Annotated in this window: 31 protein-coding genes; all 31 read left to right on the plus strand. The window is 41.2% G+C overall.

Features of this window, described 5'->3' with window-relative positions:
• Positions 1-10 precede the first annotated feature (10 nt).
• Positions 11-1,030, plus strand: a complete 1,020-nt coding sequence (fliG, locus tag B9L23_RS06360) for a flagellar motor switch protein FliG (protein ID WP_015863445.1) — start codon at positions 11-13, stop codon at positions 1,028-1,030.
• Complete coding sequence (gene fliH / locus B9L23_RS06365; RefSeq protein ID WP_089097068.1) at positions 1,014-1,802, plus strand: flagellar assembly protein FliH; 789 nt, start codon at positions 1,014-1,016, stop codon at positions 1,800-1,802. Before fliG ends, fliH begins: the two co-directional genes overlap by 17 nt.
• 10 nt (positions 1,803-1,812) lie before the next feature.
• Positions 1,813-3,093 carry a flagellar protein export ATPase FliI gene (fliI, locus tag B9L23_RS06370; protein ID WP_245842298.1) on the plus strand — a complete coding sequence of 427 codons (1,281 nt, stop codon included), beginning with the start codon at positions 1,813-1,815 and terminating at the stop codon, positions 3,091-3,093.
• Between the two features lie 5 nt (positions 3,094-3,098).
• Positions 3,099-3,542, plus strand: coding sequence for a flagellar export protein FliJ (gene fliJ, locus B9L23_RS06375; protein WP_089097070.1), 444 nt, complete (start codon positions 3,099-3,101; stop codon positions 3,540-3,542).
• A gap of 3 nt (positions 3,543-3,545) precedes the next feature.
• Complete coding sequence (locus tag B9L23_RS06380; RefSeq protein WP_089097071.1) at positions 3,546-4,199, plus strand: MotE family protein; 654 nt, start codon at positions 3,546-3,548, stop codon at positions 4,197-4,199.
• Positions 4,196-5,419 (plus strand): flagellar hook-length control protein FliK, encoded by a 1,224-nt coding sequence (locus B9L23_RS06385; RefSeq protein WP_089097072.1) that lies wholly within the window; start codon positions 4,196-4,198, stop codon positions 5,417-5,419. The genes B9L23_RS06380 and B9L23_RS06385 overlap by 4 nt, the downstream gene beginning before the upstream one ends.
• Positions 5,420-5,430: 11 nt before the next feature.
• Positions 5,431-5,853, plus strand: a complete 423-nt coding sequence (gene flgD / locus B9L23_RS06390; RefSeq protein WP_081188581.1) for a flagellar hook assembly protein FlgD — start codon at positions 5,431-5,433, stop codon at positions 5,851-5,853.
• A gap of 20 nt (positions 5,854-5,873) precedes the next feature.
• Positions 5,874-6,683 carry a flagellar basal body rod protein FlgG gene (gene flgG, locus B9L23_RS06395; RefSeq protein WP_081188579.1) on the plus strand — a complete coding sequence of 270 codons (810 nt, stop codon included), beginning with the start codon at positions 5,874-5,876 and terminating at the stop codon, positions 6,681-6,683.
• Positions 6,684-6,728: 45 nt separating this feature from the next.
• A complete protein-coding gene (locus tag B9L23_RS06400; RefSeq protein ID WP_015863453.1) occupies positions 6,729-6,947 on the plus strand; it encodes a flagellar FlbD family protein in 219 nt (72 codons plus the stop codon).
• Positions 6,944-7,369: a flagellar basal body-associated protein FliL gene (gene fliL, locus B9L23_RS06405; protein ID WP_089097073.1), complete on the plus strand. Its 426-nt coding sequence runs from the start codon at positions 6,944-6,946 to the stop codon at positions 7,367-7,369. Before B9L23_RS06400 ends, fliL begins: the two co-directional genes overlap by 4 nt.
• A 30-nt stretch (positions 7,370-7,399) precedes the next feature.
• Entirely contained in the window at positions 7,400-8,404 is a 1,005-nt protein-coding gene (gene fliM / locus B9L23_RS06410; protein WP_062753386.1) for a flagellar motor switch protein FliM, read from the plus strand.
• Positions 8,394-9,596 (plus strand): flagellar motor switch phosphatase FliY, encoded by a 1,203-nt coding sequence (fliY, locus tag B9L23_RS06415; protein ID WP_089097074.1) that lies wholly within the window; start codon positions 8,394-8,396, stop codon positions 9,594-9,596. Before fliM ends, fliY begins: the two co-directional genes overlap by 11 nt.
• Positions 9,597-9,618: 22 nt before the next feature.
• On the plus strand, positions 9,619-9,978 hold the full coding sequence (locus B9L23_RS06420) for a response regulator (RefSeq protein WP_013401257.1): 360 nt from the start codon (positions 9,619-9,621) through the stop codon (positions 9,976-9,978).
• A 20-nt stretch (positions 9,979-9,998) separates the two neighbouring features.
• Positions 9,999-10,664 (plus strand): flagella biosynthesis regulatory protein FliZ, encoded by a 666-nt coding sequence (gene fliZ / locus B9L23_RS06425; RefSeq protein ID WP_089097075.1) that lies wholly within the window; start codon positions 9,999-10,001, stop codon positions 10,662-10,664.
• Positions 10,657-11,325, plus strand: a complete 669-nt coding sequence (gene fliP / locus B9L23_RS06430) for a flagellar type III secretion system pore protein FliP (protein ID WP_015863458.1) — start codon at positions 10,657-10,659, stop codon at positions 11,323-11,325. Before fliZ ends, fliP begins: the two co-directional genes overlap by 8 nt.
• Positions 11,326-11,339: 14 nt before the next feature.
• Entirely contained in the window at positions 11,340-11,609 is a 270-nt protein-coding gene (fliQ, locus tag B9L23_RS06435) for a flagellar biosynthesis protein FliQ (protein ID WP_062678217.1), read from the plus strand.
• A gap of 6 nt (positions 11,610-11,615) precedes the next feature.
• Positions 11,616-12,389: a flagellar biosynthetic protein FliR gene (gene fliR, locus B9L23_RS06440; RefSeq protein WP_015863460.1), complete on the plus strand. Its 774-nt coding sequence runs from the start codon at positions 11,616-11,618 to the stop codon at positions 12,387-12,389.
• Positions 12,390-13,472: a flagellar biosynthesis protein FlhB gene (flhB, locus tag B9L23_RS06445; protein WP_015863461.1), complete on the plus strand. Its 1,083-nt coding sequence runs from the start codon at positions 12,390-12,392 to the stop codon at positions 13,470-13,472. It abuts the gene before it with no gap.
• A gap of 19 nt (positions 13,473-13,491) precedes the next feature.
• A complete protein-coding gene (gene flhA, locus B9L23_RS06450; protein WP_062753374.1) occupies positions 13,492-15,531 on the plus strand; it encodes a flagellar biosynthesis protein FlhA in 2,040 nt (679 codons plus the stop codon).
• A complete protein-coding gene (gene flhF, locus B9L23_RS06455) occupies positions 15,528-16,646 on the plus strand; it encodes a flagellar biosynthesis GTPase FlhF (RefSeq protein ID WP_089097076.1) in 1,119 nt (372 codons plus the stop codon). Before flhA ends, flhF begins: the two co-directional genes overlap by 4 nt.
• Positions 16,643-17,512 carry a MinD/ParA family protein gene (locus tag B9L23_RS06460; RefSeq protein ID WP_089097077.1) on the plus strand — a complete coding sequence of 290 codons (870 nt, stop codon included), beginning with the start codon at positions 16,643-16,645 and terminating at the stop codon, positions 17,510-17,512. The genes flhF and B9L23_RS06460 overlap by 4 nt, the downstream gene beginning before the upstream one ends.
• Before the next feature lie 7 nt (positions 17,513-17,519).
• Positions 17,520-18,617, plus strand: coding sequence for a protein-glutamate methylesterase/protein-glutamine glutaminase (locus tag B9L23_RS06465; protein WP_062678212.1), 1,098 nt, complete (start codon positions 17,520-17,522; stop codon positions 18,615-18,617).
• A complete protein-coding gene (locus B9L23_RS06470) occupies positions 18,583-20,610 on the plus strand; it encodes a chemotaxis protein CheA (protein WP_089097078.1) in 2,028 nt (675 codons plus the stop codon). Before B9L23_RS06465 ends, B9L23_RS06470 begins: the two co-directional genes overlap by 35 nt.
• Positions 20,611-20,641: 31 nt before the next feature.
• On the plus strand, positions 20,642-21,079 hold the full coding sequence (locus B9L23_RS06475) for a chemotaxis protein CheW (protein ID WP_015863467.1): 438 nt from the start codon (positions 20,642-20,644) through the stop codon (positions 21,077-21,079).
• Positions 21,080-21,127: 48 nt separating this feature from the next.
• Entirely contained in the window at positions 21,128-21,760 is a 633-nt protein-coding gene (locus tag B9L23_RS06480) for a chemotaxis protein CheC (protein ID WP_041269852.1), read from the plus strand.
• A 38-nt stretch (positions 21,761-21,798) separates the two neighbouring features.
• Positions 21,799-22,257, plus strand: coding sequence for a chemotaxis protein CheD (locus B9L23_RS06485; protein ID WP_171698686.1), 459 nt, complete (start codon positions 21,799-21,801; stop codon positions 22,255-22,257).
• A gap of 43 nt (positions 22,258-22,300) precedes the next feature.
• A complete protein-coding gene (locus B9L23_RS06490; RefSeq protein WP_015863470.1) occupies positions 22,301-23,065 on the plus strand; it encodes a FliA/WhiG family RNA polymerase sigma factor in 765 nt (254 codons plus the stop codon).
• A 21-nt stretch (positions 23,066-23,086) separates the two neighbouring features.
• Complete coding sequence (locus B9L23_RS06495) at positions 23,087-23,332, plus strand: hypothetical protein (protein WP_062753366.1); 246 nt, start codon at positions 23,087-23,089, stop codon at positions 23,330-23,332.
• Positions 23,333-23,341: 9 nt separating this feature from the next.
• The gene (locus B9L23_RS06500) at positions 23,342-23,812 is read left to right on the plus strand and encodes a hypothetical protein (protein WP_089097079.1); all 471 of its coding nucleotides are present in this window, start codon (positions 23,342-23,344) and stop codon (positions 23,810-23,812) included.
• 159 nt (positions 23,813-23,971) lie between these two features.
• Positions 23,972-24,679 (plus strand): 30S ribosomal protein S2, encoded by a 708-nt coding sequence (rpsB, locus tag B9L23_RS06505; protein WP_062753365.1) that lies wholly within the window; start codon positions 23,972-23,974, stop codon positions 24,677-24,679.
• Positions 24,680-24,845: 166 nt separating this feature from the next.
• Complete coding sequence (gene tsf, locus B9L23_RS06510) at positions 24,846-25,730, plus strand: translation elongation factor Ts (protein ID WP_015863474.1); 885 nt, start codon at positions 24,846-24,848, stop codon at positions 25,728-25,730.
• Positions 25,731-25,809: the final 79 nt, after the last annotated feature.

Below are 25,809 nucleotides of genomic sequence, written 5' to 3' on the forward strand. Positions count from 1 at the left end.
GGAACGGAAAATGGCAAAGCGCGACAAAAAAGGAGGGTTAACAGGGAGACAAAAAGCAGCGATCCTTCTCATTTCCCTTGGTCCAGATGTGTCCGCCTCCGTTTATAAACATTTGTCAGAAGAAGAAATTGAAAAACTAACGTTAGAAATTTCGAATATGCGGCAAGTGACAGCAGACGCAAAGGAAGAAGTGCTGGAAGAATTTCATCAAATTGCACTGGCACAAGATTATATTGCACAAGGCGGGATCGCTTATGCAAAAGAAGTGCTGGAAAAGGCGCTCGGTCCGGAAAAAGCGATGAATATTATTAACCGGTTAACGTCCGCCTTGATGGTGCGGCCGTTTGATTTCGCCCGTAAAGCGGATCCAACGCAACTATTAAATTTTATTCAAAACGAACATCCACAAACGATTGCCCTTATTCTTTCTTATCTTGAACCGGCGCAAGCAGGACAAATTTTATCGGCACTGCCGCAAGAAATGCAGGCGGATATTGCGCGACGCATCGCGTTAATGGATAGCACATCTCCTGACATTATTAATGAAGTGGAGCAAATTTTAGAACGAAAACTATCGACAACGGTTGTGCAAGATTATACACAAGCCGGCGGCATCGAAGCGGTAGTGGAAGTGTTAAATCAGGTGGACCGCAGCACAGAACGGACGATTCTCGATGCCCTTGAAATTCAAGATCCTGAACTTGCCGAAGAAATTAAGAAACGAATGTTTGTCTTTGAAGATATCGTCACTCTTGATAATCGCGCAATCCAGCGCGTGATTCGTGAAGTGGATAACAATGATTTAATGCTAGCGCTCAAAGTGGCAAGCGATGAAGTAAAAGAGATTGTGTTTCGCAACATGTCCACGCGCATGGCAGAGACATTTAAGGAAGAAATGGAATTTATGGGTCCTGTCCGTTTACGTGATGTTGAAGAAGCGCAGTCACGGATTGTCGCAGTGATTCGCCGCCTGGAAGAAGCAGGGGAAATTGTGATTGCACGCGGTGGGGGAGATGATATTATTGTCTAACGTCATTAAAGCTCCTTTTACAAAAACAAATCGTACTGCTAAAAAAACGATTGAAATTAAACGACTTTTTCTTGAACAGCAAAACGAAACGGCAAAACAGCAAGAAAATCATGAGACCATTATTGAACACGCCAAGTATGAGGCGGAACAAATCAAACGGGAAGCAGAACAATATTATGAATCTATTCGGCAGCAATTGTTGAAAGAACAAGAAGCGTGGCATATAGAAAAGGAGCAGCTTATCCAATCAGCGCGTGAAGAAGGATATCAAGACGGATTTCATCAAGGAAAAGAAGAAGCGCTGCATCGTTATCGCGAGCTGATTGAACAGGCGAGACAAATTACAGAAAAAGCAAATGTTCAATTTTATGAACAAATCAATGCATCCGCAGAAACGATCCTCCGCATTGGAATGAAAGTAGCAGAGCGTATTATCGGTGAAAAATTAGCGGAAAATCACGACTATTTTTTATCACTAGTAAAGCGGGCGATTAAAGAAGTTCGGGAACAAACGGAAGTAACGATTTACGTCCATCCGCTTTCTTATGAAACGGTCGTGCAACAAAAAGAAGAATTAAAAGCGTTATTTCACCATGAAGCGGATGTGTTCATTCATCCAGATTTGCAGCTTGCGGAATATAGCTGCATCATTGAAACCCCGTTCGGACGCATCGATGCAAGTGTTGATACACAGCTTGAGCAAATAAAAGAGAAGCTGTTCGAACGAATGAAGGAGGGGGTATCCACTGAATTGGCAAGCTCTGCTCGATGAAATCGACGAGATGGACACTTATAAACGGTTTGGCAAAGTTTCACGGGTCATTGGCTTAATGATTGAAGCGAAAGGACCGGAAAGCTCAGTCGGCGACATTTGCTATATTCACACTAGAAGCGGCAGGCAAAAACAATTGATTGCGGCAGAAGTAGTTGGATTTAAAGAGCAACATGTATTGTTAATGCCGTTTTCGACTGTTCAGCATATTTCACCAGGATGTATTGTTGAAGCAACTGGAAAACCGTTGCAAATTCACGTTGGCTCGCCATTAATCGGGCAAGTGCTTGACCCTCTCGGCTATCCACTAGATGGCAGCCCATTGCCGAAGGGATTGCATCCTATTTCGATTGAGCGCAATCCGCCCAATCCGCTTGCAAGGCCGCCGATCAACGAACCGATCGAAGTTGGGGTTCGGATCATTGACAGCTTGTTAACGGTTGGCAAAGGGCAGCGCGTCGGAATTTTTGCCGGTTCGGGAGTTGGAAAAAGCACGTTAATGGGGATGATTGCCCGTCACACGAATGCGGATATAAATGTTATCGCATTAATTGGTGAGCGCGGACGTGAAGTCCGTGAATTTATTGAACGGGACCTCGGTCCGGAAGGTTTGGCCCGTTCTATCGTTGTCGTTGCCACTTCTGATCAGCCTGCGCTCATGCGTGTAAAAGGAGCGTATACCGCCACAGCGATTGCGGAATATTTCCGCGACCAAGGGATGGATGTGATGTTTATGATGGACTCTGTCACACGCGTTGCCATGGCGCAGCGAGAAATTGGACTAGCCATCGGCGAGCCGCCGACAACAAAAGGGTATACTCCGTCCGTGTTTGCTATCTTACCAAAATTATTAGAGCGTACAGGGACAAGCGCTTACGGCACTATTACCGCATTTTATACCGTACTTGTTGACGGCGATGACATGAACGAGCCGATTGCTGATACGGTACGCGGCATTTTGGACGGGCATTTCGTCCTTGAACGCAGCTTAGCCAATAGGGGACAGTATCCAGCCATTAACGTATTGAAAAGCGTTAGCCGCGTAATGAATCATATTATTACACCAGAACATCGGCAAGCGGCAGATAAACTGCGCCAGCTTCTATCCACTTATATTAATTCGGAAGACTTAATCAATATAGGGGCGTACAAACGAGGATCGTCAAACGAAATTGATGAAGCGATTCGTTATTATCCAAAAATCATTTCCTTTTGCAAACAAGATATTCATGAAAAAATAACAAAAGACAAAAGCATTGAAATGCTAATTGACCTAATCCATGCAGGGTGAAAAAAATGGGATACGCATTTAAGCTGCAAAAAGTTTTAACAATGAAAGAAAATGAGAAACATCAAGCAGCAGGAGAATACAATGAAGCCGTACGGCGCTTTGAGGAAGTGGCGGAAAAATTATACCACTTTCTTAAGCAAAAAGAACAATATGAAGAAATCCATAAACAAAAACTTCAATCAGGATTGTCCATTCAAGAAATTCGCCACTTCCAGCAGTTTATTTCCAATCTTGAACGAACGATCCACCATTATCAGCTTCTAGTGATGCAAGCAAGAGAACAAATGCACCGGAAGCAAATGAAATTAACAGAGCTTAACATAGAAGTAAAAAAATATGAAAAAATGAAAGAAAAATATATACAAGTTGCTTTCGATGCGGAAAGAACCGCAGAAAATAAATGGATGGATGAAATTTCGATTCAACGTTTTGTACATCGGGGAGATTAGAAGATGGCACAAAATCAAGAAATGGAGAGAGAAGAAAAAGAAAGCAAACTCCAATGGTTTTTATTTATCATTGTCATTCCATCGTTGTTTGCGGCGGCATTAGCTCTTGTCATTATGACCATTGCGGGAGTTAACGTTCTTGATACGGTAAAAACATTCAGCAAAAATATTCCGATTATCTCGCAATTGGTAGATGTGCACAAAATACAAAGAAAGTTAGAAACAACGATTGAAAAGCAAAACGAAATAATCGACAGACAAAAAAAGAAAATTAACGAGCTGGAAAATGAATTATCGGCGAAACAACAGGAAGTGGACCGGCTAAAAAAAGAGATGGAACGTTTGGAGGAGCAATTATCATTGATGGAAGCAAACAAAGAGGAACTTCCTGAAGACCAAGCCGCAACGATGAACACAACGAACAACACAACGATGGAAGACATTGCGAGCATGTATGAAACGATGTCAGAGAAAAACGCTGCAATGATTTTAACAAAAATGCCGGAAAGCGATGTACTGACGATCTTATCCTCACTAGACAGTGATAAAGCGGCGGCCATTTTAGAGAAAATGCCGCCAGATGATGCGGCAAAATATACGTCGATGCTGGCAAAACGCGCTGAAGAAAATCCACCCGTTGAGGAGGCGGCAAGGTGAAAATTGGAACTAGCTATCAACAGTTCGGTCAACCAATAGTAGGACCGCCAAAAAAATCAACTCTTAAGCTAGCAGGGGAAAAAGAGGAATGCAGTCCGTTTCAGCAGCTGCTGGCGATGATCGAAACGGATGCAAAAAATGAAGAAGGAAACGTTCTTGTTTCTAATGAGCGTTTTTCCACGCCATCGAAAGAACAGGAAGACGTAACCGGCGAATTTAGGATAGAAGAATCGTTTTCTTTTCTTCTTTTCCTGTTGAACAACATGATAGATACCAATCAAACTAATTTTCATTCTATTTTTCCCAACCGTTCAATCGAACAGTTAAATAATGTAGTAGATAAAGAAGCGATCATACAGTTAATCCAGCAAATAAGCAATGTTGCGGATAAAGATATGTCAGTAGAACAAATAAGCAATGTTATAAATGACGAAGTAGCGTCCCGTTTGTATTCCTTTTTTGATAACGATATACAGCCTTTGCAGCAAAACAGCATCATGAAAGAAAGTGAAAAACAGATCGATATACAATCGTTTTTGCGAGAAGTGCTGACAAGATTGGATAGGCAAGAAGAGAAAAGTAAAAAAACAGAAAGATCGATGTTGCAAAATCGGTTTTCACTTTCATCTGCTTTTAGTAAAAGCTTTGATTCCACATTAGGAGACAAAGCGGCTGCTGAAAACGTAGAGAGACAGAAAGAATCCCTTATACAACCGTTTAATAGGTTGTTGCCAAATGGAAATATCATGATGTCGAAAGAGAACGTACCGATTATTGCCGTTGATCAAACGTTGTCAGAACAAAAGGCAAATGAGGCATTTCTTCAACAATTTACAAATATTATCCAATCAGGCCGATTTACTCGTTTCAAAAACGGAAATGCGCAATTTGTCATTCGCCTTTATCCTGAACATTTAGGAACATTGACCATAAAGATTGTACGGGAACATGGGACATTAACAGCAAAGCTAATCGCTTCGACGGATTCGGCAAAAGAGCTTTTAGATGCAAATTTATCGCAACTTCAGCAAGTTTTGTCAACGGAAAATATAACGGTGGAAAAATGGAATGTATTGACGCAAGATCGCCATGCGCCTGCATTTTATCAAGAAGAACGCGGGCATGAACAAAAAGAACGGCAGCAGCGAAAAGAAGAGAAAGCGAAAAAACAGCCTCCTTTCCATACGTTGATGTCAGAAATGATCGATAGGAAAGTATAGGAGGGAAAAGCGTGACAAATGGAATTGATTCAAGTTTGCTATTGGATAACTATAAGCCGCCCGAGCGGAAAACGGGAAATCAAATATTAGGAAAAGATGATTTTTTAAAAATTTTGCTTGTTCAATTGCAAAACCAAGATCCGTTAAATCCAATGGAGGATAAAGAGTTTATTGCGCAAATGGCGAGCTTTTCCTCTTTGGAACAAATGATCAATATTTCAAGCATGATCGAACAATTTATAAAAACACAACATGATCATGCCCTGCTTCGTTACAGCGAATGGATTGGCAAAAACGTTTATTGGCAAGAGGATGAAAACACAAAAAGCGGGATCGTTAAATCGGTGTCACAAAAAGATCAGCAAATTTTTCTAGAACTTGATAATGGCACAACGATCAAAGCGAGTCTTGTGGTGAAAGTGGAATCTAAATAAAGAAAGGGAGAGGAAACACAATGCTTCGTTCTATGTATTCGGGAATTGGCGCAATGAGAAATTTCCAAACAAAGCTGGATGTCATTGGGAATAACATCGCCAACGTCAATACATATGGATTTAAAAAAGGAAGAACGATTTTTAAAGATTTAGTAAGCCAGCAAATTGCAGGGGCAAGCGGTCCGACAGCAAACCGCGGCGGTGTAAACCCAAAACAAGTTGGTCTAGGATCCCAACTGGCAGCGATTGATACTGTCCATACGCAAGGAAGCTTGCAAACGACAGGACGTCCGTTAGACTTAGCGATTTCTGGAGATGGGTTTTTCGTCTTGGGAGATGCAAATGGAAGTAATCTAGTATACACAAGAACAGGAAATTTTTACTTAGATTCCGGAGATGATGATTACAGATATATCGTCAGCGCTGACGGACGCTATTTACTCAACACAAGTGGTGAGCGTATCGGAATTCCTAAAACTGCACAAAGCATTAGTATCGGTGCAGATGGAACTGTAAGCTACGTAAATGCAAGTGGGCAATTACAGACCGCTGGCACCATCCAATTAGCGAAATTTCCTAATAATGACGGATTAGAAAAGGCAGGAGACAATCTTTTCAGACAAACAGCTAACTCTGGTACAGCAACTACAGGCGCTCCTGGTGCTAATGGAACTGGCACTATTGTCGCTGGTACGCTGGAAATGTCCAACGTCGATCTTGCGGAAGAGTTTACGGAAATGATTGTCGCGCAGCGCGGCTTCCAAGCGAATACGCGCATTATTACAACATCGGATGAAATTTTGCAAGAGCTTGTCAACTTGAAGAAATAGTAAAGGGGGGAGGGTACTAGCTGCCGTCTAGTACCCTGTACATACATGATTACATTAACACGGCTAAATGGAAAAAAGTTTGTGTTAAATGCGATTTATATTGAACAAGTGGAAGCATTTCCCGATACAACGATTACGTTAACAAACGGAAAAAAGTTTGTCGTACGTGAATCCGTACAAGAGGTTATTCGATTGGCGAACGATTTTTATCGACAAGTTGCAGTGGTGCGCTTACCGGAAGGTTTAGGAGGATCGGAAAAGTGAAAAGTAATGTAATAAAAACGATGGTAATTATACTTGTTATTATTGCTCTCATTGGCACCGTAGCTTTAATTGCTGTGATGAAACTAACCGAAGAAAAAGATCACAGCGCGCCAAGTGCCGATGAAATCGTGGCGAGCTCGATCGATATCCCAGAAATAACAACAAATTTAGCAGATGGACGTTATGTGAAAGTTTCCTTTAAAATTCAAGCAAACAGTGAAGAAGGAAAAGAAGAAGCGGCAAAACGCGATTTTCAAATTAAAAATATTATTATCGAAGAGCTTTCTGAAATGAAAGCGGAAAATTTTAAAGGAAAAAAAGGCATGACTGATTTAGAAGAACGTTTAAAACAACAAATTAACCAAATTATGCAAGAAGGAACAGTGGAGCAAGTATATATTACCTCCTTTATCCTCCAATAGCTTGTACTTAAAAAGGGGGAAAACGAGCACATGACGACCGGTGAAGTATTATCACAAAGCGAAATAGACGCGCTGTTAGCGGCGCTGTCCGCGGGAGAAATGAGCGCGGAAGAATTAAAAAAAGAAGAAGAGGGAAAGCGCGTTAAAGTATATGATTTTAAGCGGGCGCTTCGTTTTTCGAAAGATCAAATTCGCAGTCTAACGCGCATTCATGAAAATTTTGCAAGATTATTAACTACCTTTTTCTCGGCGCAATTGCGTACATATGTGCAAATATCGGTGGCATCTGCCGACCAAATTCCGTATGAAGAGTTTATTCGTTCCATTCCGAAAATGACGATTTTAAACATCTTTGAAGTACCACCGCTCAATGGCCATATATTAATAGAAGTGAATCCAAATATCGCCTATGCGATGCTTGATCGTGTAATGGGCGGAAGAGGAACAAGTATGAATAAAGTAGATAATTTAACAGAAATTGAAACAAAAATTATGTCCAATTTATTTGATAAAGCTTTTTCCAATTTGCGTGATGCATGGGAATCGGTGGCAGAGATTGATCCTATTTTCACCGATTTTGAAGTAAATCCGCAGTTTTTGCAAATGATATCACCGAATGACACGGTTGTCGTTATTTCGTTAAACACACAAATTGGCGAGGCGAGCGGAATGATTAATATTTGTATACCGCATGTTGTGCTAGAGCCGATTATTCCTAAGCTTTCCGTCCATTATTGGATGCAAACGCAGAAAAAAGAAAGTTTACCGGAAGAAACAAAAGCGATCGATAGGCGAATTCGCTTTGCAAAACTTCCTATTATTGCTGAGCTTGGAAGTGCAACGATTACCATTCAAGAATTTTTACAGCTGGAAGTCGGTGATGTTATTGAGCTCGATCAGTCCATTCATCAACCGCTTCTTATTAAAGTAGGGGATATTCCAAAATTTATTGGCCAGCCCGGAAAGCGAAATAAAAAGTTGGCGATACAAATTTTAGATACGTTTAAGGGGGAAGAAAATTACAATGATGAATGATGATATGTTATCCCAAGATGAAATTGATGCGCTGCTGCGCGGACCAGGCGAAAGTGATAAAATTCCGCAGCTAGATGATGTATTGTCGCCACTTGAGCAAGATGCGCTAGGGGAAATTGGCAATATTTCGTTTGGAAGCTCGGCAACAGCGCTTTCGATATTGTTAAATCAAAAAGTGGAAATTACGACCCCAAGCGTTTCGGTCATTGAACGAAAAAATGTAGCTGACGAGTTTCCATTACCGTATGTAGCGATTCAAGTAAATTATACAGATGGACTTTTAGGAACGAATCTGCTTGTTATTAAACAAGAAGATGCAGCTATCATTGCGGATTTAATGCTAGGTGGAGATGGAAAAAGTGCGGCTGATTTATTAGGAGAGATTCAATTAAGCGCTGTGCAAGAAGCAATGAACCAAATGATGGGATCGGCAGCGACATCGATGTCCACTATTTTCGGAAAACGTGTAGATATTTCTCCCCCAACCGTTCACTTGCTAGATGTCAAAGAAGGGGAAGGAATTGAATATTTGCCGGATGAAGACGTATTTATTAAAGTTTCTTTTCGGTTGAAAATTGGCAATTTAATTGATTCAAATATTATGCAATTATTGCCAGTTGATTTTGCGAAAGAACTTGTGCAACAGCTCCTTCATTCAACTAGTGAAACAGACTCTTCTAGCGGTGTGAAAGAAGCAGGGAAAGAAACCGTTATGCAAGAAGCGGCGCTTTCTAAGCAATCAGTAACGGCTGAAACAATTGATACATCGCCGTCTTACGAACTTCCTAAAACGGAAAATTATGTTACACATGAAACAGCTCCTTCTCATCGCGATACAAATCATTTTGGGACGTATGCTAGAGCGGGAGAACGACAAATTCAATCGGTTGATTTTGCTGAATTTGAACCATCCCCGTCAGCGGATGCAGAAGTGAAAAATTTATCGCTTCTTCTTGATGTTCCGCTTCAAGTAACCGTCGAACTTGGTCGTACGAAACGTTCTGTTCAGGAAATTTTAAGTTTGTCATCAGGCTCTATTATCGAATTGGATAAATTAGCGGGAGAGCCTGTTGATATATTGGTGAACAATAAGTTAATTGCTAAAGGAGAAGTAGTTGTGATTGATGAAAATTTCGGTGTACGCGTCACCGATATTATCAGTCAAAGTGATCGCCTAAAAAGACTAAAATAATCATTTAGGAGGTTGATAGACAATGGCAAGAATATTGGTTGTTGATGATGCAGCGTTTATGAGAATGATGATTAAAGATATTTTAACAAAAAACGGACACGAAGTAGTGGCAGAAGCAGCCGATGGCTTGCAAGCGATTGAAAAATATAAGGAAACCCGTCCAGATATCGTAACGATGGACATTACCATGCCGGAGATGGATGGTATTACTGCATTAAAAGAAATTAAGAAAATTGACAGCAATGCAAAAGTCATTATGTGTTCAGCGATGGGGCAGCAAGCAATGGTGATTGATGCTATTCAAGCGGGAGCAAAGGATTTCGTTGTAAAACCATTCCAAGCTGACCGTGTCATTGAGGCGATTAATAAAACGCTTGGATAAATATAAGAGGTGGAACAAGTTTGTTTCGGTTACGAATCATTCCATTATTTTTATGTATCGTCATCACGATTGCTGCGCAAACAGGCTTTCCTGTTTTTGCGGAGCAATCGCCAACGGTGAATGAATGTTTGCAGCATCCTGACTTGTGCGAACAACAAACGGATTCGCATAAAAAAGTTACATCAACTCAAAAAGAGCAAGGTTCGGCTTTATCCGTTTGGGATGTCATTAAACTTATTGGGGCAACAGTGTTTGTACTTTTATTAATTTATGGATTGCTAAAATTTCTCCATCATCGCGGCCAGTTGTTTACTGGAAAAAAAGGAGTTATTGAGCATCTTGGTGGGACAAGCGTTGGAACAAATCGTTCGGTCCAATTAATAAAAGTAGGAAATCGCATTCTTGTGATTGGAGTTGGCGAATCGATTCAACTATTGCGAGAAATCGATGATGAAAAAGAGATAGAAGAAATTTTGGCGCTGCATCATGAACGATTGCAGCAAATGTTAGAACCAAGCAAATGGGGTGCTCGTCTGCGCGATTACTTAACAGAGAAACGAAAACAGACAAGTGATCGTCATGATTCGTTTCGCGATATGTTTTTAAAAGAAATGCAGGAGCTGTCAGTCAAGCGGAAAGAATTATTGAAGCATGTCAAACGGAAAGGAACGACATCCGATGAATGAATTTGTGCAAATGTTTAACCAAGTCGCTCCTGAAAATGTCTCTATGTCTGTAAAACTATTATTATTATTAACTGTATTGTCCATCGCTCCTGGCATTTTAATTATGATGACATGCTTTACACGCATCGTTATCGTTTTATCGTTCGTTCGCACATCGCTTGGAACGCAGCAAATGCCGCCAAACCAAGTGCTGGTCGGTTTAGCGCTATTTTTAACGTTTTTCATTATGGCCCCGACTTTTAAAGAGATAAACGACCAAGCGTTGCAACCATTGTTTTCAGAAAAAATTAGTTTAGAGCAAGCGTATGAACGTGCTTCTGTACCGATAAAAGAGTTTATGAGCAAACATACACGGCAAAAAGATTTGGCTTTATTTTTGTCCTATAGCGGTGCAGAAAAACCGAAATCCGTACAAGATATCCCGCTTACGACGCTTGTTCCGGCATTTGCGATCAGCGAAATAAAAACGGCGTTTCAAATGGGATTTATGATTTTTATTCCGTTTCTTGTCATCGATATGATCGTTGCAAGTGTCTTGATGTCGATGGGAATGATGATGCTGCCGCCTGTGATGATTTCATTGCCGTTTAAAATTTTATTGTTTGTCCTTGTTGATGGATGGTATTTAGTCGTGAAATCTTTGTTAGAAAGCTTTCAGTAAAGTAGGTGGCAAAAATGAGTGCCGATTTTGTCATTCATATGGCGGAGCGGGGAGTGTATATGATTTTAATCGTGTGCGGTCCGCTTCTCTTATTGGCTCTTGCCGTTGGACTGATTGTCAGCATTTTTCAAGCAACGACGCAAATTCAAGAGCAGACGCTTGCATTTGTGCCCAAAATTGTTGCGGTATTAATCGGACTTATTTTTTTCGGGCCTTGGATGTTATCGAGAATGGTGTCCTATGCATATGAGATTTTTAATAACTTAACAAAATTTATAGGCTGATGAGTGATGGAGCAATTATTATTACATTTTCCAGCATTTTTGCTCGTTTTTGCGCGGGTCGCTTCCTTTTTTGCGACATTGCCGCTGTTTTCGTATCGAACGATTCCAGCGGTACATAAAATCGGGCTATCCTTTTTTCTAAGTTGGATGATGTTTTTTTCCATTTCTAAACCGGCAATCCCCTTAGACGGAATGTATGTGCTGCTAGTAGTTAAAGAAGTGCTTGTCGGTCTTTTTATAGGTCTATTTGCCTATATGATTGTGTCGGCGATTCAAATCGTTGGCGGGCTGATTGATTTTCAAATGGGGTTTGCCATTGCCAATGTCATCGATCCGCAAACGGGTGCGCAAAGCCCGCTAGTGGGGCAATATCTTTATACGTTTGCTTTATTGTTGTTGCTCTCAGTCGATGGACATCATTTGCTGCTAGATGGAGTATTTTACAGTTATCGTTTTATCCCGCTTGATCATTGGCCGCATTTTGACCACGGCCATGTCGCTAAATACATTGTCAAATCGTTTAGCACGATGTTTATTATTGCTTTTCAAATGTCGGTTCCACTTGTTGGCTCCTTATTTTTAGTCGATGTTGCGCTTGGAATTGTTGCCCGCACCGTACCGCAGCTTAATATTTTCGTTGTCGGTTTTCCAGTAAAGATTGCTGCGGCGTTTATATTATTGATTGTAACGATGGCAACGCTGTTTATCGCTGTCCGCCATTTGTTCGACATGATGTTTTTGGCGATGCGTGAGCTGATGAAGCTTTTAGGAGGCACATAAATGAATGAGTTGCGCCTTGATTTACAATTTTTCGCCGGCGAAAAAACGGAGAAAGCGACGCCTAGAAAGCGGCAAGAAGTGCGAGAAAAAGGACAAGTTGCCAAAAGTGCCGACATCAATACCGCGATTGTGATGCTTGTTGTTTTTCTTGTTTTGTACTTCTTAGGAACTTTTTATAAAGAAAAGCTTTTGCACTTCATGTATCAATCTTTCGAACAATATGCACGAGTTGATTTAACCATTGACTCGGTTCACCGTCTTTCTATCACTTGGCTGAAAAATATGGCGATGCTCGTTGCACCCATTTTTTTCGCGGCAGTCATCGCCGCTTGTTTAGCCAATTTTTTGCAAGTCGGTTTTTTGTTTACGACAGAACCGTTGAAAATGAAATGGAATAGGCTTGATCCCGTTCAAGGGTTTAAGCGAATGATATCGCTGCGAGCGATTGTAGAACTCTTAAAATCGATTTTAAAAATCAGTGTTGTCGGACTTGTTACGTTTGCATTGTTATGGTTTCAGATTGATCATATTTTGTCGTTAACAACGAAATCAATAAGCACGACATTAAGCTCGTTAGCTAGTTTAACGGCAAAAATGGGGCTTTATGCTTCTTCAGCGCTGTTGTTTCTCGCCATTTTTGATTATTTATATCAACGCTTTGACTTTGAAAAAAATATTCGAATGTCAAAACAAGATATTAAAGACGAATACAAAAAAACAGAGGGCGATCCATTAATTAAATCAAAGATCAAGCAAAAGCAGCGGGAAATGGCGATGAGGCGGATGATGCAAGAGGTTCCGAAAGCCGACGTTGTCATAACGAACCCAACGCATTATGCGGTAGCACTAAAGTACGAGGACGGAAAAATGGATGCACCGATGGTTGTGGCAAAAGGTGTCGATTACGTTGCGCTAAAAATCAAGCAACTAGCAAAAGAGCATGATGTCGTGACGGTAGAAAATCGTCCGCTTGCCCAGGCGCTTTATCGGCAAACGGAAGTTGGCGATATGATTCCGGAAGAGTTTTTTAAAGCGGTAGCCGAAATTTTAGCGTACGTGTACCGCTTGAAACGAAAAGTTTAGCAGTAAGGAGAGAACGTGTATGCAAGCAAGAGATTTATCGGTATTATTGATGGTTGTTTTAATTGTAGCAATGCTCATTATCCCGCTGCCGTCATGGCTGTTAAGTGTATTAATTATTATTAATATTTCGCTTGCGCTATTAGTTCTCCTTACGGCGATGAATATGAAAGAGCCGCTGCAATTTTCGATTTTTCCGTCCCTTTTATTACTTCTTACACTATTTCGGTTAGGGTTAAACGTTTCTACGACACGTTCGATTTTAAGTAAAGGAGAAGCAGGCGGGGTTGTGGAAACGTTTGGTACGTTTGTTGTTGGCGGCAATGTGGTCGTCGGCTTCGTTGTGTTTTTGATTTTAATTATTATCCAGTTTGTCGTCATTACAAAAGGCGCTGAACGTGTATCAGAAGTAGCGGCACGCTTTACGCTCGATGCGATGCCCGGGAAACAAATGAGCATTGACGCTGATTTAAATGCAGGAATGATTTCGGAACAAGAAGCGCGGCAGCGCCGTGAAAAAATTGCTCAGGAAGCGGACTTTTATGGGGCGATGGATGGAGCGAGCAAATTTGTAAAAGGCGATGCTATTGCCGGGATGATTATTGTCGTCGTTAATATGCTTTTTGGCATGGTGATTGGCGTTGTTCAGCAGGGGCTTGATGTTTCTGAGGCGGCACAGCGCTACACGTTATTAACCGTTGGGGATGGAATTGTTAGTCAAATTCCGGCATTATTAATTTCAACAGCTACGGGAATTGTCGTGACAAGAGCCGCATCCGATAGCAATCTCGGCGGCGACATTATGAAGCAGTTGTTTGCGTTTCCAAAAATGTTATATGTGACGGCGGGAACGATTTTCTTGTTAGGCCTGTTCACACCGATTAATGATGTGCTTACGATTCCGATTGCCGGTCTGCTTGCGCTTGGCGGATATCGTTTTTCCACACAGACGGCCCGTCAAGAAGCAGCGCCTTCGCAAGAAGAAACGAAAGAAACGGAAATGGACGAATTAAAAAGTCCGGAAAGTGTTATTAGCCTACTGAATGTGGATCCGATTGAGTTTGAGTTTGGTTATGCCCTTATTCCGCTTGCCGATGCGAATCAAGGCGGGGATCTGCTTGATCGGATTGTCATGATTCGCCGGCAGCTAGCCCTAGAGCTAGGGTTAGTCATTCCAGTTGTTCGTATACGTGATAATATTCAACTTCAGCCAAATGAGTATCGTTTAAAAATTAAAGGGAATGAAGTGGCGCGCGGTGAACTGCTCTTAGATCATTATTTAGCGATGAGCCCAGGAATCGAAGATGATTCCATTGAGGGAATTGACACTGTGGAGCCGGCATTTGGACTTCCTGCCAAATGGATTTCCGAAGATATGAAAGATCGGGCGGAAATGTTGGGCTATACGGTCGTTGATCCGCCGTCTGTCGTTTCTACACATATTACAGAAGTGTTAAAAGCCCATGCTTATGAATTGTTAGGGCGTCAGGAAACGAAGCAGCTTATCGATCATTTGAAAGAATCGTATCCGGTATTAGTGGAAGAAGTGACGCCGAATCCACTTTCGATCGGTGAAGTGCAAAAAGTACTAGCGAAACTATTAAAAGAAAAAGTATCGATTCGCAATTTGCCGCTCATTTTTGAAACGCTGGCAGATTTTGCCCGCATGACAACGGATACAGACATATTAACCGAATATGTGAGGCAAGCGTTAGCAAGGCAAATTACGAATCAATATGTCATTCCGGGAGAGCCGTTAAAAGTAATTACATTATCAGGAAAAGTGGAAAAAACGATTGCCGATGCGGTACAACAGACTGAACATGGAAGCTATCTATCGCTGGATCCGGAAAGGTCGCAGTCGATTATTGAAGCGATTGCCGCACAGCTTGAACAGCATCCGTTTGCGAATCAGACGCCGATTTTGCTTTGTTCCCCTGCTGTTCGTATGTATGTGCGGCAATTGACGGAACGATATTTTCCAAACTTGCCGATTTTATCTTATAACGAGCTTGAAGCAAATGTGGAAGTTCAAAGCGTTGGGATGGTGGATATAGCATGAAAGTAAAGAAATTTGTTGCACCGTCGATGCCGGAAGCAATGAAAATGATTCGTGCGGAACTTGGGAGCGATGCGGTGATTTTAAATTCAAAAGTGGTTCGTAAAGGCGGATTTTTGGGGTTATTTACAAAAAAAAATATCGAGGTGATTGCCGCTGTCGATCCACAGCCTGTGCACGAACGGGCGGAAAGAAAAAAGGAAACGACTTCGCTTCTTGCCGAGAAAAAGCAGAAAGAAGATGCGGAGCTGCTTCATGAACTGAAAGAGTTAAAAACGATGTTAAAACAGCTCTCAACAAACGTCACCACTGGCTTTTCCCATTATCCGGGACCGCTAGGAGAAGTGCATTGCCGGCTAGCAAAACAAGAAATTTCTGCTCCGCTTGTGCAAGAAATCATGGCCGATTTGCTGGAGAAATGGTATACAAATGGCGGAAAAGCGACAGAAAAGCAAGTGGTTGCCTGGGCCAAGGAAATAATGAAGGAAAAATTGTCGCTGCTTCCGTTCGGCGGAATTTCCTTTCAAAAAAAATATATTAATGTGGTTGGACCGACAGGCGTAGGAAAAACGACGACATTAGCCAAAATTGCCGCGCGTTGCGTTTTGGAGCATGGAAAAAACATTGCATTTATTACGACAGACACGTATCGGATTGCAGCCATCGATCAACTGAAAACGTATGCCAACATTTTAAATGTACCTCTTGAAGTTTGTTATAATTTGCAAGATTTTCACGAAGCAAAGAAAAAACTGTCCGATCGCGATGTAGTATTTATTGATACAGCGGGACGAAATTTCCGTCATTTACAATATGTAAAAGATTTGCGAAATATGATCGATTTTAATGAAGAAATGGAGACGTTTCTCGTATTTGCGCTAACGGCAAAATACGAGGATATGAAAACGATTTATGAACAGTTTTCTCTCATTCCGATTGATCGCTTCATCTTTACAAAGTTAGATGAAACAACTCATTACGGTGCGATGTTTAATTTAATGATGGAATATAAAGTAGGAGCTGCTTATTTAACAAATGGCCAAAACGTTCCTGACGATATGATGGAAGCATCGGTTGAACAAATGATGAATATGTTGTTTGGAGTCGAACGAACATGAGAGATCAAGCAGAAAGCTTACGGTTGCGATTAAATAGACGAAATGAACAAAGTGCGACAAAAGCGATTGCAATCACTAGCGGGAAAGGTGGGGTCGGTAAATCCAACGTCTCACTCAACTTTTCGATTATGTTATCCAAACGAGGCTTTCGGGTATTGTTGCTTGACATGGACATTGGAATGGGAAACATCGATATTTTGCTCGGTCAATCGTCTCATGCGACGATAATTGACTTGTTTTATGAGCGGTTTTCGTTATATGAGCTGATTAAAAATGGTCCGGAAAATATTTCGTTTATTGCTGGAGGAACAGGACTAGCCGATATATTTACAATGGACGAAGAAAAAATGGATTACTTTTTAACGCAATTGCAATCGATATCTGAACAATACGACTATCTTATCTTCGATATGGGAGCAGGCATTTCCGAAGACCGACTTCGTCTTTTAAAGGCGGTCCATGAAATTTTTATCGTCACGACACCGGAGCCGACAGCGATGACAGATGCGTATGCGATGATGAAGTATGTTCATATGCAAGAAAAGAATATTCCGTTTTATGTCATTGTGAATCGAGCCCAGACCGATCAAGAAGGACGAGATACGTTGCGTCGATTAAAAAGTGTGGCAAAACAATTTCTTAATAAGGATATTATTCCGTTGGGCGTTTTGCCGGAAGACCGCTCTGTCTATAAGGCAGTAGTGCGGCAAACACCGTTTTTACTGTTCGACCCGGCTTCGAAAATTAGCCGTGCAATGTATATGCTAACGGATCGTTATTTGTCAGCGCGGGCAATGGATGAAGAAAGAGTCCAGCGATCGTTTAACTTCTTTGCTAGATTGCGGCATTTCCTTTTAGAAAGGTAGAGAATACATGAACAAAGTGAAAGTGCTCGTTGTAGATGACTCGGCTTTTATGCGAAAGTTTATTATCGATCTTCTTTCCGAAAACCCGCAAATCGAAGTAGTAGGAGCGGCTAGAAACGGCAAAGAAGCACTAAAAAAGGTTTCTCTGCTAAATCCGGATGTCGTTACATTAGATGTCGAAATGCCGATTATGAATGGGATTGATGCGCTTAAACAAATAATGAAAGAACATCCGCTTCCTGTTGTAATGTTATCCAGCACGACGACAGAAGGTGCAAAAAATACGATTATCGCCATGCAATATGGGGCGATCGACTTTGTTGCAAAACCGTCCGGGGAGATTTCGCTTGATTTATATAAAGTGAAAGAAGAACTAATAAACAAAGTGCTGCTAGCAAGTCGTGCCAATGTACGGGTAATATCCAAAGACAATGCAAGTGAAATAATAATGAATCCGATGTATGACAAGCGGGCACATCAGCGCAAAAAAATCGTTTGTATTGGGACATCAACGGGAGGCCCCCGCGCTTTACAGCAAGTGTTAACGAGATTGCCAGAAAATATTGCTGCACCAATTATGATCGTTCAACATATGCCAAAAGGATTTACAAAATCATTGGCACAAAGGCTTGATTCACTTTCACAAATTACCGTAAAAGAGGCAGAAGATGGGGAAACGTTGCAAAATGGCACTGCTTATATTGCGCCTGGCGGGTTTCATTTATTAGTACGTGAATCAAATGGGTCGCTTACGGCATGCGTGGAACAGTCGCCGCCACGAAATGGCCATCGTCCATCTGTTGATGTGCTGTTTGAATCGATAAGCGCATTAACGGGCTATGAAAAAATTGCAGTCATTATGACAGGAATGGGTTCAGACGGAACAGCAGGATTAAAAAAATTAAAAGAAAATGGAAACACCAAAGTAATCGCTGAAGCACAGGAAACAGCGGTCGTGTTCGGGATGCCGAGAGCAGCGATTCAAGCAAATGTAGTAGATTCGATCGTGCCTTTAGAACAAATTGCAGAAATGATTGTCAAATATGTAGAAGGGCAAGGGGGAAAAGGCGATGGACATGAGCCAATATTTGGAAGTGTTCATTGAAGAAAGTAAAGAGCATTTACAAGCAATCAATGAACAGTTGCTAGAATTGGAAAAAGCACCTGAAGACATGTCGATTGTAAACGAGATTTTCCGTTCAGCACATACGTTGAAAGGAATGTCTGCAACGATGGGGTTTGAAGATTTAGCAAATTTGACCCATCAAATGGAAAATGTGCTTGACGGCATTCGCAACCATAAAATTACCGTTACCCCAGAAATATTAGATGTTGTTTTTCAGGCAGTGGATCATTTAGAAGCGATGATTATGTCCATTGCGGAAGGCGGCGATGGCAAGCGTGATGTAAAAGAAGTAGTCGATCAATTAAAACGTATTGAACAAGGAGAGTCACCGACTAAATTAGGAACGGAACAGACTAGTTCTTCTAATATATCACTTACCCAAACTTACGGAGAATTTGAGTACAATGTGCTGCAACAATCAAAAGAGCAAGGCTTTTTTGCGTATGAAATACGCGTTAAATTACGAGCTGACTGTTTATTAAAATCTGCACGCGTGTTTATGATATTTGAAGCATTAAACGAAGCAGGCGAAGTGATTAAATCGAACCCTCCTGTAGAGATGCTTGAGGAGGAGAAGTTTGATCGGGAATTCATTGTCACCGTTGTAACGAAAAAATCAGCAGAAGAATTATATGAGCGGATAATGAAAGTTTCCGAAGTGGAAGAAGTGGACGTAGCACTATTCGATATAGATGAGCGGAAGAAAACAAACGATGTCGAAGTTGTTCAGGAAGAAACAATGCAACAACAAGCAGCAACCGTCGAGAAAGAACAGCGTCCGAAAAGCGTTGAGGCAAATGCAGCGACAAAACAATCGATATCAGCAAATAAAACGATCCGCGTTAATATCGAACGACTCGATATTTTAATGAATTTATTTGAGGAGCTTGTCATTGACCGCGGGCGTTTGGAGCAAATTTCCCGCGAATTAAATCATCCGGAACTTCATGAAACGGTGGAACGAATGTCGCGCATTTCAAGCGATTTACAAAACATTATTTTAAATATGCGCATGGTGCCGGTAGAAACGGTCTTTAACCGCTTCCCGCGCATGGTTCGTCAGTTGGCGCGCGAATTAGGGAAAAAAGTAAAGCTAGAAATCATCGGGGCGGAAACAGAGCTTGATCGCACGGTTATTGATGAAATCGGTGATCCGCTTGTTCACCTTCTCCGCAATGCAATTGACCATGGCATTGAAACACCAGATGTGCGTCGGGCAAACGGCAAACCGGAAGAAGGAACGGTAAAATTAAAAGCGTATCATAGCGGTAATCATGTGTTTATTGAAATAGAGGACGATGGTGCCGGCATTAATCGTGATAAAGTGTTGCAAAAAGCGATGGATAAGGGAATTATTTCCCAGCAAAACGCCGCTAATTTAACGGATAGGCAAGTGTATGAGCTTATTTTTGCTCCTGGTTTTTCGACGGCAGACAAAATTTCTGATATTTCTGGACGCGGAGTTGGGCTTGATGTTGTCAAAAGCACGATCGAATCGCTTGGCGGTACGGTGACAGTGGATTCCGAGGAAGGAAAAGGATCCATTTTTTCGATTCAACTGCCGTTAACATTGTCCATTATTTCAGTGCTGCTTGTTGAAATTCAACAAGAAAAATATGCTATTCCATTATCATCCATTATTGAGACAGCGATCATTAAGAAAGAAGATATTTTCCATGCGCATAATCAGCGAGTCATTGATTTCCGTGGAAAAGTTGTCCCGCTTGTATTCTTAAAAGAAATTTTTGAAGTACCAACTATATCGGAAGAGAAAGAATTTGTTTCCGTGGTCATCGTTCGCAAAGGGGAAAAAATGGCGGGTCTTGTTGTTGATTCCTTTATTGGGCAACAGGAAGTCGTTTTAAAATCATTAGGAAACTATTTAACTTCTGTATTTGCTATTTCCGGTGCCACCATATTAGGGGATGGGCAAGTAGCGCTTATTATCGACTGCAATGCGTTAATTAAATAATAGTGGTTTTAATTGGAAGGAGGAATGTAAGATGGTTGACGTTCAAGAGTCGGAATGGAAAGTGATTGTTTTTCAACTAAAAAATGAAGAATATGCACTCCCTGTTCAATACGTTCGTTCCATCGAAAAAATTCAACATATTACTCGAGTTCCGCGTACGGCGCATTATGTGAAAGGAGTTATTAATTTACGTGGTGTAGTAACACCGATTATTGACTTGAGAGAACGATTTGGTTTTCCTTCTTCCCCTTATTCCGAACAAACGCGCATTATTATTGTTGCGCTTCAAGATATAGAAGTTGGGTTGATTGTCGATGCTGCTAACGATGTGCTTGATATACCCGCGTCAAGCATCGAACCGCCTCCAGAAGCGATTGGTGCTGTGGAAGTGGATTATATTCATGGGGTAGCAAAGGTAGGAAAAAGATTGCTTATTTTGCTCAATTTAGAGAAAGCGTTGGAAACATAATGCCATTGTCGGGAAAGCTTTGCTTTTATCGAGAGGAGTTACAAAATGATGGAACATATCAACAAATTAAGTGGCACCCATATTGATATTTTAAAAGAAATCGGCAATATCGGAGCAGGGAATGCAGCAACAGCCTTATCAAAACTATTAAATAAAAAAATTGAAATGGCTGTTCCATATGTTCAAATTGCTACATTTGATGAAGTAATGGAGCTTATTGGCGGTGCGGAACAAGTAGTAGCATGTGTGTATTTGAGGATTGAAGGAGATGCTCCGGGAAATATGTTTTTTGTACTTTCATTGGCACAGGCAGAGCGGTTTATACGTCAAATGACGGGGGATGAGACGTTTACGTTTGATTCACATCCATCAGAACTAGGACAATCAGCGCTGCAAGAGCTAGGAAATATACTTGCCGGTTCCTATCTTTCGGCACTGGCTGACTTTACTAATTTGGCATTTTATCCATCTGTTCCGATGCTAACCGTTGATATGATTGGCGCTATTTTGCAATATGGGTTATTGGAATTGTCTCGCGTTGGTGATTATGCGATTCTTATTGATACCGCTTTGTATGATGAACGCCGTCCAGAAGATAGTGTCAATGGGCATTTCTTCTTACTTCCTGATCCAGATTCGTTCGCTTCCATTTTTCGCGCATTAGGTGTGGATCTTCCGTGAGCGAAACCATTCATGTAGTAAAAGTTGGCATTGCCGATATGAAGGTGGTTCATGCGCCAAATTTAATTCGAACATCTGGATTAGGATCATGTGTCGGCGTCGTCATTTTTGACCAATGGAAGGAAGTGGCGGGACTTGCGCATGTGATGCTTCCTGATTCTTCGCTTTCGAGATCGGAAACAATGAACGTAGCGAAATATGCAGATACAGCGATCGAAGCGTTAATAGAACTCGTTGTTCAGGCGGGAGGAAGAAAAGGGATGCTAAAAGCAAAAATGGCCGGTGGAGCGCAAATGTTTTCTTTTCCTTCCAAAAGTACGGATATGATGCGAATTGGAGCAAGGAATGTCGAAGCAGTTAGGCAGCAGTTGAACCGGTTTCATATTCCGATCGTTGCCGAAGATGTTGGCGGCAACAGCGGACGAACGATCGAATTTAATCCGAAAACGGCCATTTTATCGATTCGTACAGTGAATCAAGGGACGAAAGAAATATGAGAGAAATAACAGCGGCATTTTGAAAAAGATGAGGTGGAATCACATGGCGAACGTTTTAACGAGCGAAGAACGCAAATATTGGGATCGTTGGATATATCACCGTGACCCGCAAGCCGGAGATAAGCTCGTGCAAACATATATGCCGCTTGTTCATTATCATGTTCAACGAATAGCCGCGTCGTTGCCAAAAACTATAAGTAAACAAGAATTAATAAGTCTTGGATTAATGGGGCTTTACGACGCGCTCGAAAAGTTTGATCCCTCCCGTGATTTAAAATTTGATACGTACGCCTCATTTCGGATTCGCGGCGCCATTTTCGATGGGCTGCGCAAAGAAGATTGGCTTCCGCGCAGCGTAAGGGAAAAGGCGAAAAAAATTGAGGAAACGATCGAAAAGCTGGAGCAGCGGTATATGCGGTCTGTTACAGCAAAAGAAGTTGCCGATGAACTAGGGATCACAGAAGAGGAAGTATATATGGCAGTAAATGAGAACTTTTTTGCCAACGTCTTATCTTTTCAACATGTTATTACGGAAAACAAGGAAGAAGAAAACGCGCTTCTAGCCATTCGTGATGAAAAAACACCTTCTCCGGAGGAAGAAGTTTTAAAGCAGGAATTGTATGAGAAATTGGCAGAAGTAATCCAGCAGCTAAGTGAAAAAGAGCAGCTTGTTATTAGTTTGTTTTATAAAGAAGAACTTACTTTTACCGAAATTGGAGAAATTTTAGGACTTTCCACATCAAGAATTTCCCAGCTTCATTCAAAAGCCATTTTTAAGCTGCGCAAAATTCTAGAACAAGCGCTTTAGCTTAAAAGGAAGTGGGGACATATGGATATCAAATTAATCGAATTACAAATAGCGTTCCCAAAAACGTACGATGCTGGAAAAATTCAAAATGCTTTGCATCATCACGCACAGCTTATGCAATCACAGCTTGCTGAAGCGACAAAAAAACAAGAGGAGCGAGCGCGGAGGCAAGTGACAGAAAAGCGAACAAGCGCCAATATTTGCCGGGAACAAAACAATAAAAATATCCATCCATATAAAGGAAAAATCATTGATATGATAGGATAGAGGGATGCGATGATTGCATTTTTACTTGTTGTCAGTTTTATTCTTCATGCGCTTTCATTGTTCGTTATTATTTTGCTTTATTTACAATTATCGAAAGTGAAAGAAACAGAAAAACGTCAGCAACAAATGGCTGAGGAGATGGAACAAACGTTTTCTGCATATTTATTAGAGTGGAAGGAAGAAAACGAGCGTTTTCTAAAAGAGCTGACCGACATGCTGACCAACCGCACTAAGGCTGATAGAAAGCAATCTTCTTCCAAAGCCGATGCAACATCGACAAAAGAAGAAGCGCTGCCTAACTATTTTCCAAACGTTGACGATGTGAAAGACATCGTTGATATACGTCATCAAGCTATGCCTTCGCTTGTCGAAGAGGCATGGCAGCTTTTCGAACAAGGAAAAACGATTGAAGAAATCGCTAAAATTCTAAAAAAAGGAAAAACGGAAATCGAGTTATTATTAAAATTTCACCAAAAGTAGGCTAACAATTGCTTGATTGTCACATGCAGTTATGATATATTTTTACATGGTGTGAATACACACGCCCATCGATTTAAGCAACGGTGCTGACGCTGTCAGTCTTGCTTAAAAATGACGTGGGCGGAGGAATAAAAACCAAGCAAATAGGAGGATCTTGCAATGTCAGTTATTTCTATGAAACAATTGCTTGAAGCTGGTGTTCATTTCGGACATCAAACTCGCCGTTGGAATCCAAAAATGAAAAAATATATTTTCACAGAACGCAACGGCATTTATATTATCGACTTACAAAAAACCGTCAAAAAAGTGGAAGAAGCATATAATTTCGTAAAAGAATTAGCAGCAAACGGCGGTAAAATTTTGTTTGTCGGTACGAAAAAACAAGCGCAAGAGTCTGTGAAAGAAGAAGCAGAACGTTGCGGCATGTTCTATGTGAATCAACGTTGGTTAGGTGGTACATTAACAAACTTTGCAACGATTCAAAAACGTATTAAACGTTTAAAAGAAATTGAAAAAATGGCGGAAGACGGCATCTTTGACGTACTTCCGAAAAAAGAAGTCATTCGTTTAAAGAAAGAACAAGAACGTTTAGAGAAATTTTTAGGTGGCATTAAAGAAATGAAAGAATTGCCGGACGCATTGTTCGTAATCGATCCGCGCAAAGAGCGCATTGCTGTTGCAGAAGCGCGCAAATTAAACATTCCGATTATCGGAATTGTAGATACAAACTGCGATCCGGATGAAATTGACTATGTCATTCCAGCAAACGACGATGCAATTCGTGCCGTAAAACTTCTTACTTCCAAAATTGCGGACGCAGTGTTAGAAGCAAAACAAGGCGAAGAAGCAGTCGTTGCTGCTGAGTAATGTGTTTTGGGAAAGGTGATAAGAGGGGAAAAGCCTTTTATCACCTTTTTTTGAGACAGAAAATGGCCGTAGTTGGCTATACTAATTACGGGAGAGAGCAAAATTAGCTTCCGCCGATTTTGCTTGAACGATACATATATGCGAGTTTAAAGGAGGATTTTTATTTATGGCGATTACAGCACAAATGGTAAAAGAATTGCGTGAAAAAACGGGCGCGGGGATGATGGATTGCAAAAAAGCGCTCACAGAAACAAACGGTGATATGGAAAAAGCGATCGATTGGCTTCGCGAGAAAGGGATCGCCAAAGCGGCGAAAAAAGCGGATCGTATTGCTGCGGAAGGAATGACGCTGGTCGAAGTCGACGGCAACACGGCTGTTATTTTAGAAGTGAACTCTGAAACGGACTTTGTTGCGAAAAACGAAGCGTTCCAAACGTTAGTAAAAGAACTTGCTGCACACTTGTTAAAACATAAACCAGCTACGCTTGAAGAAGCGCTTGGACAAACAATGGATAACGGGGCAACAGTTCAAGAACATATTAATGCTGCAATTGCAAAAATTGGTGAAAAAATCACGTTGCGTCGTTTTGAAATTGTGGAAAAAGGAGAAAATGATGTTTTCGGTGCGTATTTGCACATGGGAGGCCGCATCGGCGTATTAACATTATTAGCAGGTTCGGCAAACCAAGAAGTAGCGAAAGATGTGGCAATGCATATCGCCGCATTGCATCCGAAATACGTTTCTCGCGACCAAGTGCCGCAAGAAGAAATTAATCGCGAACGCGAAGTATTGAAACAGCAAGCATTAAATGAAGGAAAACCGGAACATATCGTTGAAAAAATGGTAGAAGGCCGTTTAAACAAATTTTATGAAGATATTTGCTTGCTAGAACAAGCATTTGTGAAAAACCCAGATGTAAAAGTCCGTCAATATGTTGAATCTAACGGCGCGACAGTGAAAACATTTATCCGTTATGAAGTTGGCGAAGGTATGGAAAAACGCCAAGATAACTTTGCTGAAGAAGTAATGAATCAAATGAGAAAGCAATGAATGAAGTCCATAGGGAACACACGCCGTGTTCCCTATTTTTAAAAATAGAACGTTACAACGCTTAGCTTGACAGGAAGCA

This window comes from Parageobacillus galactosidasius, assembly GCF_002217735.1.
GTDB classification, from domain to species: Bacteria; Bacillota; Bacilli; order Bacillales; family Anoxybacillaceae; genus Parageobacillus_B; species Parageobacillus_B toebii.